Origin of the sequence: Lutibacter sp. (genome assembly GCF_040883305.1) — a bacterium.
Classification (GTDB): domain Bacteria; phylum Bacteroidota; class Bacteroidia; order Flavobacteriales; family Flavobacteriaceae; genus Lutibacter.
This window is the reverse complement of record NZ_JBFLKT010000158.1, coordinates 1-7248: the sequence shown is the minus strand read 5'-3', so window position 1 is coordinate 7248 and position 7248 is coordinate 1. Positions and strand designations below refer to the sequence as shown.

The following is a 7248-nucleotide window of genomic DNA, read 5'->3' as shown; positions in this document are numbered from 1 at the left end:
TGTGGTGTAACAGATATTTTCTTTTTATTTAAGGTATTATTTGATGATGCTGTTTGTATGTTATTAGATTAGTGAAGAGATAATACGTAACTAAAAAATATTTGAACAAATTATAACGTTTTTGTGTTGATAATCAATCGAAAACGATTGCGGAAACAGTCTTTTATTTCATTCCTTTTTTCATCTTAAAAGTGTAAATTTGTAAGGTTAAAAAGAATACAATTAAGTAAAACATAAAATAATGAGAAAACAAATAGTTGCAGGAAACTGGAAAATGAACAAAAACGTTGAGGAATCAACACAATTAGCAAGCGAAATTGTAGGTGAAGTTAAAGGTTTAAACCTTGAAAATACACGCGTAATAATTACACCAACTTTTGTTAATATTAGTGAAGTTGTTAAAGTTACAAAAGGTTCGCCGGTTGAGGTTGCTGCACAAAATATGCACCAAGCAAAAAGCGGTGCTTTTACGGGAGAAATTTCAGCTGAAATGTTAACTTCTTTAGGATTAAAAACAGTTATTTTAGGACATTCTGAAAGACGTGAATACTTTGGAGAAACCGATGCTATTTTAGCTGAAAAAGTTAATGCTGCTTTAGCAAATGGTTTGGAAATAATTTTCTGTTTTGGTGAAGTTTTAGAAGATAGAAAATCTGGTAATCATTTTAAAGTTGTTGAAAGTCAAATTAAAAACGGATTGTTCCATTTACCAGTTGAAGCTTGGAAAAATATTGTTTTAGCATACGAACCAGTTTGGGCAATTGGTACCGGTGAAACTGCTTCTCCAGAACAAGCGCAAGAAATGCACGCTTTTATTAGAAAAATTGTTGCGGACAAATACAATACTGAAGTTGCAGAAAATGTTTCTGTTTTATACGGAGGAAGTGTGAACCCTGGAAATGCTAAAGAAATTTTTTCTAAAAAAGATGTAGATGGTGGTTTAATTGGTGGTGCTGCTTTAAAAGCTGATAACTTTATTGCTTTGGTAAAATCATTCTAAATACCATTTGAAATTTAGTTAAATAACTTATAAATATAAATACGGTTTCCTTAAAATATGATAGGAAACCGTATTTTTGCATTCTGAAATAATAATATTATGGATTTAAAATATATTGGATATACATTTTTAGTGGAACCAAAAGAGCCTGCAACTGAAATTTTAATTGCTCAATTAGGTTTTGCCGGGTTTGAAAGTTTTGTGGAAAATGAAGATGGTGTAACTGCCTATATTCAAGAAGGCGATTGGAATTCGGATATTTTAAATGATATTCAAATATTAAATTCAAATGAGTTTAAATTTAAAATTAAGGAAGAAGTAATTGAGCATACGAATTGGAATAGTGAGTGGGAGAAAAATTTCAATTCAATTCAGGTAGATAATTTAGTGAGTATTAGAGCACCGTTTCACGAAAATCCAAATTTGAAATATGATATTGTGATAGAACCAAAAATGAGTTTTGGAACTGGACATCATGAAACCACACATATGATGGTGCAACATTTGCTAAATTTAGATTTATCGGGTAAAAAAGTGTTGGATATGGGTTGTGGAACTGGAATTTTAGCAATTTTTGCTGAAATGAAAGGAGCAAAACCAATTGATGCCATCGATATTGATAATTGGTGTTATTTAAATTCAATAGAAAATGCTGAGCGCAATAATTGCAAACAAATTTCTGTTTTTGAAGGAGATGCTTCCCTATTAATCAATAAAAAATACGATGTAATTATTGCAAATATTAATAGAAATATTTTACTGAATGATATGCAATCTTATATGGATTGTTTAAACGATGATGGCGTAATTTTATTTAGTGGCTTTTATCAGGAAGATATTCCAATTATAAATGCAGAAGTTTCAAAATACGACTTTAAAATTGATACAATTATAGAACGAAATAATTGGGTGGCTTTAAAGTATAAAAAATAATTTATTAAATTTATCAAATGAGTACAAAAACAAAAAAACAAGACGAGGTTGATACTTTAGAGCAAGAAACAAATCAATATGAAATAGTGTTGTTTAATGATGATGTTAATACATTTGATTTTGTGATTGATTCTTTAATTGAAGTTTGTGAACATACTTTAGAACAAGCGGAACAATGTACTATTTTAGTGCATTATAAAGGGAAATGTACCGTAAAAACTGGTGAATATAACGAGTTAAAACCACGTTGTACCAAATTACTTAGCAAAGGTTTATCTGCAGAAATAGTATAAAAAAAAGTCGGTATTTTCATACCGACTTTTCCAAAGAGTTACTTAACCAAAAAGAACACTATTAATTAAAAACGAAAAAGATATAACTCTTTATCTTTTAGACGGTAATAGATTTAATTCTTACAATAATTGGCTTTTTTAAAAGTTAAATTTCAGTTAACTATTATTTAGCATATACTAAGAACGAAGAATTTTTAGAAGGTATTAATTAAGTATAATTTTTTATTATGCGTGCATAATATAATATTTGCTATATTTGAAAAAATCTGAAATATGAAATCGGCAAAACTTACTCAACTTTTAAATATAACATATCCAGTAATTCAAGCTCCTATGTTTTTGGTTTCTAATACAAAAATGGTAATTGAAGCAATGAAAGCCGGAATTGCAGGTTGTATTCCAGCATTAAATTACAGAAATTTAGAGGAGTTACGGGCGGCAATAATAGAATTAAAAGCAGCTAAAGTTACTGGTGGATCGTTTGGTTTTAATTTAATTGTAAATAAATCTAATATAAAATATAAAGGTCAGTTAGCAATTATTTGCGAAGAAGGAGTAGATTTTATTATCACATCCTTAGGAAGTCCAGAAGAAACTATTAAACAAGCACATAAAAAAGACATCAAGGTATTTTGTGATGTTACAGATTTAAAATTTGCCAAAAAGGTAGAAAGCCTGGGAGCAGATGCCATAATTGCGGTTAACAATTTAGCTGGTGGACATAGAGGAAACAGTTCTCCGGAAACTTTAATTAAAGAACTTGTAGAAAATTGCAACATTCCTGTAATTTCTGCTGGTGGAGTGGGGCGTAAGTCTGATATTGATACAATGTTAAGTTATGGAGCAATTGGAGTTTCTGTTGGGAGTCCTTTTATTGCTTCGACAGAAGCTGGCGTAACAGATGATTATAAGCAAGCGTGTGTAGAATACGGTGAAAAAGATATTATTATGACTGAACGTATTTCTGGAACTCCATGTACAGTAATTAATACTCCTTATGTTCAAAAAATAGGAACAAAACAAACATGGGTTGAATCTTTTTTAAATAAAAATAAAAAGTTAAAGAAATGGGTAAAAATGGCTCGTTATATGATTGGGACAAATGCAGTTACTAATGCAGCAACAAAAGCAACTTATAAAACAGTTTGGGTTGCCGGGCCTAGTATAGAATATACCAAAGAAATTTTACCAGTAAAAGATATTGTAGCTGAATTAGTTAGTTGATATTTTTATTCTATATTTTTAAACGAAAACAAACTTGAAAAAATATAATAGCTTAAACTTTTTTAAACATACTTATTGTGAATTTGAGATGATTCACAACGATTTTTGCAAGCAAGAATCAATTGATTTTAAAAGTAAATCTGGGAGTTTGTATTATTATACTAACCAAGGTGTGTACCGCTATTCAAATCATTGGGGAAGAGTCGCCAATTGTAGGTGGAAAATTAGTGGAATAGAAGCTTATAAAAACCAAATATATTATGTTGGTTATGCTAATTGGGTGGATTTTTTTCCGTTAAATACTTCCGAAAAATTTTTTTATTTAGAAGTTGATTTCATTAAAAAAGAAGTTGAAATTTGTTGTAAAAGAGAAAATGACACTACAACTAATTCTATAATGACGTTAGACTTAGCTCTTAAGAAATTAAAGCAAATTAAGACTATATTTAAAGAATATAAATGGGCGTTATATTTTAACGAAAATATTGATGTTTTAAGAAAAGAGTTAATTTACAATCTTATTAATTCAGAAAAAGATTTACATATGCTTAAACAAGATTTGAAAAAAATAAAAAGTAAATTTGAAGCTGGAAATTAATCTTAATAAAAATATGAATATTCCCAAAACGAGTTTCCCTCGTGTTGTAATTATTGGAGGTGGTTTTGCTGGACTTGCGGCTGTAAAAGGGTTGAAAAATCAAGAATTGCAAGTAGTTTTAATAGATAAACACAATTATCATACATTTCAACCTTTGTTGTATCAAGTTGCAACAGGAGGTTTAGAGCCAGATTCTATTGCATATCCACTTAGAAAAGTTATTAAAAACCTACCAAATTTTTATTTTAGATTAACAGAAGTATTAAACATAGATTCCGAAAAAAGAAAAATACAAACAACTATTGGAGAATTAAAATATGATTATTTAATTATAGCAACGGGTTCTAAAACAAATTATTTTGGCAATACAAATATTGAAAAATATAGTATGGCTATGAAAAATGTGCCACAATCTTTAAACTTGAGAAGTTTAATAATTGAAAATTTTGAAGATGCTTTATTAACTGAAAATTTCGAACAACGAAATGCTTTAATGAATTTTATTATAGTAGGAGGTGGACCTACAGGAGTTGAATTAGCAGGTGCTTTGGCTGAAATGAAAAAAGGTATTTTACCAAAAGATTATCCGGATTTAGATATCCGACAAATGCAAATTAATATTATTCAAGGAAGCAATCGATTGTTAAAAGCAATGAGTGAAAAAGCTTCAGAAAAGGCAGAAGATTTTCTAATTAATCTAGGAGTTAATATTTATAAGAATGCACACGTAACAAATTATGATGGTTATAAGGTTTCAACAGATGCAGATTTGTCTTTTGAGTCAGCTACAGTAATTTGGGCAGCTGGTGTTAAAGGTGCTACTATTAAAGGTTTAAATAACGAATGTGTAATTGAGCGTGCAGAAAGAATTAAAGTTGATGCGTATAATAAAGTTAAAAATCACAAAAATATATTTGCAATTGGAGATGTTGCCTGCATGAATGTTTCTGATTTTCCAAAAGGACACCCAATGATGGCACAACCTGCTATTCAGCAAGGTGTACATGTAGCAAAAAACTTAATTGCAGAGTTACACCATAAACAACTAAAACCTTTTAAATATATTGATAAAGGAGCAATGGCAACAATTGGAAGAAACAAAGCGGTTGTAGATTTAAAAAATATAAAATTTCAAGGTGTTTTTGCCTGGTTTGTTTGGATGTTTGTACACTTATTTTCATTGATAGGATTTAGAAATAAAGCTGTTGTCTTTTTTAATTGGGTGTATAATTATATTCGTTTTGATAGAGAAACACGCCTTATAATACGACCTTTTAAAAATAGAAATAAAGAATCTTTTTGATATTTTTTTTAATTTTTACTTTGAAAAGTACTTTTCTATCGTAGGAAACACAAAGTTAAATCCAGTTTTTTTTATTTTTTCCGAAGAAACTCTACTTCCTTGTAAAATAATAATAGCAAGTTCGCCTAAAGCAATTTTTAGAACAAATGAAGGAATATTAGGAAGCCACATCGGTTTTTTTAATGTTTTTGCAATTGATTTTGTCAATCCTTTATTAGTAATATGTTCTGGTGCAACTGCATTGTAAACACCATTAAGTTCCGCATTTTCAATTGCTGAAACATACATATTGCATAAATCTTCCATAGCAATCCAAGGCATATATTGTTTTCCGCTGCCTAAAGCAGCACCTACTCCAAGTTTTATAGGTTTCATAATTTTCTCTAAAGCGCCTTCCTCTTTTGAAAATACCACTCCAGATCTTAAAATAACAGTTCTTATATTTAATGAATTAAACTTAGCGGCTTCTTTTTCCCAAAGAACACAAATTTTACTTAAAAAATCGCTGTTAGGAGTATCATTTTCTTGAAATATTTTTTCTGAAGTTATTGCACCATAGTAGCCTACACCTGAAGATGATATAAAACCTTTTAAATCAGGGTTTAATTCTTTAACTTTTTCAAATAATAAGTTTGTGGAATTAACCCTGCTAGCTATTAATTCTTTTTTTCTTGCTTTAGTCCAACGTTTATCTGCAATACCCGCACCGGCTAAATGAATAATATAATCTGTATTTATAATGGCTTCATTATCAACATGTTTTTTTTTAATATCCCAAAAAAAGACATTTGTTTTTTTTGTTTTACTTCTGCTTAAAATTGAAACATTGTACCCTTTAGATTTAAGTAAGTTACAAAGATTACTACCTATTAAACCAGTTCCTCCGGTTACTAAAATTGATGCCATATAAAAAAATCGATTATTTTGCAACAAAAGGTATTACAAAATAACCGATTTTAAAAATGTTTAACTTTAATTTATTGTTTTAATTAGCTACTTGTTCTACCATATAAGGAGTTACACTTTCCATTCCTTTTGTAATAGCTTCTTTGTTTAATGGTATTAAATCGTGGTAACGTTCTGGTAACGATTTTTTTAAGCCTTCAATAACATTTTCTAATTCAACAATTGGCTTTATTTTTAGAAAAGCACCCATTACCACCATGTTAAATATTTTTTTGTTTCCCATTTCAGTTGAAAGTTTATTAGCTTCAATCTGATAAATATTTATATCGGTTCTTACTGGGTGGTGCGAAATACCATTTGGTTCATATAATAAAATACCACCTGGTTTCACACTTTCTTCAAACTTATCCATACTTTGCTGATTTAAAATAATGGCAGTATCAAAAACTTTTAAATATGGAGAACTAATTCTATCGTCACTTAAAATAACGGTTACATTTGCAGTTCCACCACGCATTTCTGGTCCGTAAGAAGGCATCCAACTAACTTCCTGATCTTGCATAATGCCAGAATATGCTAATATTTTACCCATTGATAGTACACCTTGTCCACCAAAACCTGCAATAATAATTTCTTCTGTCATAATTAATTATTTTAAAATTCCGTTTACTTTTATGTCGCCTAATGGGAAGTATGGAAACATATTTTCTTCCATCCAAATATTAGATTCAAGAGGAGTCATTTTCCAACCAGAATTACAATTAGAAACAATTTCTACAAAAGATAATCCTTTTTTTAATCGTGTGTTTTCAAACGCTTTTTGAATAGCTTTTTTAGCTTTTCTTGCGTGTTTATGTGTATGTACAGCTTGACGTGTAACATAATGTACTCCAGGTAAATTAGCAACTAATTCAGTCATTTTTAAAGGAGATCCCATTGATTTTATTTCTCTACCATATGGTGAAGTAGATGAACGCATACCTTCTAAAGT

The 7248-nt window shown here is 29.5% G+C and carries 8 protein-coding genes and 1 pseudogene; 6 read left to right on the top strand and 3 right to left on the bottom strand.

Annotated elements, in window-relative coordinates; all coding sequences use genetic code 11:
* The first annotated feature begins 241 nt into the window (after positions 1–241).
* The 6 genes from tpiA to AB1Z17_RS05175 all read left to right on the top strand — a co-directional run bounded on the left by tpiA (position 242) and on the right by AB1Z17_RS05175 (position 5351).
* The gene (gene tpiA, locus AB1Z17_RS05200) at positions 242–1000 is read left to right on the top strand and encodes a triose-phosphate isomerase (RefSeq protein WP_368050736.1); all 759 of its coding nucleotides are present in this window, start codon (positions 242–244) and stop codon (positions 998–1000) included.
* 99 nt (positions 1001–1099) lie between these two features.
* Positions 1100–1933 carry a 50S ribosomal protein L11 methyltransferase gene (gene prmA, locus AB1Z17_RS05195; protein WP_368050735.1) on the top strand — a complete coding sequence of 278 codons (834 nt, stop codon included), beginning with the start codon at positions 1100–1102 and terminating at the stop codon, positions 1931–1933.
* A 17-nt stretch (positions 1934–1950) separates the two neighbouring features.
* Positions 1951–2226, top strand: coding sequence for an ATP-dependent Clp protease adaptor ClpS (locus AB1Z17_RS05190; RefSeq protein ID WP_368050734.1), 276 nt, complete (start codon positions 1951–1953; stop codon positions 2224–2226).
* 273 nt (positions 2227–2499) lie between these two features.
* Complete coding sequence (locus AB1Z17_RS05185; protein ID WP_368050733.1) at positions 2500–3450, top strand: NAD(P)H-dependent flavin oxidoreductase; 951 nt, start codon at positions 2500–2502, stop codon at positions 3448–3450.
* Positions 3451–3484: 34 nt separating this feature from the next.
* Positions 3485–4048: a hypothetical protein gene (locus tag AB1Z17_RS05180; RefSeq protein WP_368050732.1), complete on the top strand. Its 564-nt coding sequence runs from the start codon at positions 3485–3487 to the stop codon at positions 4046–4048.
* A 13-nt stretch (positions 4049–4061) separates the two neighbouring features.
* Positions 4062–5351, top strand: coding sequence for an NAD(P)/FAD-dependent oxidoreductase (locus AB1Z17_RS05175; protein ID WP_368050731.1), 1290 nt, complete (start codon positions 4062–4064; stop codon positions 5349–5351).
* Between the two features lie 15 nt (positions 5352–5366).
* Here AB1Z17_RS05175 and AB1Z17_RS05170 read toward each other — a convergent pair whose 3' ends face one another.
* The 3 genes and pseudogenes from AB1Z17_RS05170 to AB1Z17_RS05160 all read right to left on the bottom strand — a co-directional run.
* Positions 5367–6257 carry a TIGR01777 family oxidoreductase gene (locus AB1Z17_RS05170; RefSeq protein ID WP_368050730.1) on the bottom strand — a complete coding sequence of 297 codons (891 nt, stop codon included), beginning with the start codon at positions 6255–6257 and terminating at the stop codon, positions 5367–5369.
* Between the two features lie 79 nt (positions 6258–6336).
* A complete protein-coding gene (locus AB1Z17_RS05165; RefSeq protein WP_368050729.1) occupies positions 6337–6900 on the bottom strand; it encodes a 2-oxoacid:acceptor oxidoreductase family protein in 564 nt (187 codons plus the stop codon).
* 6 nt (positions 6901–6906) lie between these two features.
* Positions 6907–7248 (bottom strand): annotated as a pseudogene (locus AB1Z17_RS05160) (2-oxoglutarate oxidoreductase); the annotation flags it as partial.

What these genes read in the sequence shown, in the direction of transcription:
- tpiA (WP_368050736.1), top strand. Translation starts at nt 242, where the DNA reads ATGAGAAAACAAATAGTTGCAGGAAACTGGAAAATGAACAAAAACGTT.
- prmA (WP_368050735.1), top strand. Translation starts at nt 1,100, where the DNA reads ATGGATTTAAAATATATTGGATATACATTTTTAGTGGAACCAAAAGAG.
- AB1Z17_RS05190 (WP_368050734.1), top strand. Translation starts at nt 1,951, where the DNA reads ATGAGTACAAAAACAAAAAAACAAGACGAGGTTGATACTTTAGAGCAA.
- AB1Z17_RS05185 (WP_368050733.1), top strand. Translation starts at nt 2,500, where the DNA reads ATGAAATCGGCAAAACTTACTCAACTTTTAAATATAACATATCCAGTA.
- AB1Z17_RS05175 (WP_368050731.1), top strand. Translation starts at nt 4,062, where the DNA reads ATGAATATTCCCAAAACGAGTTTCCCTCGTGTTGTAATTATTGGAGGT.
- AB1Z17_RS05170 (WP_368050730.1), bottom strand. Translation starts at nt 6,257, where the DNA reads ATGGCATCAATTTTAGTAACCGGAGGAACTGGTTTAATAGGTAGTAAT.
- AB1Z17_RS05165 (WP_368050729.1), bottom strand. Translation starts at nt 6,900, where the DNA reads ATGACAGAAGAAATTATTATTGCAGGTTTTGGTGGACAAGGTGTACTA.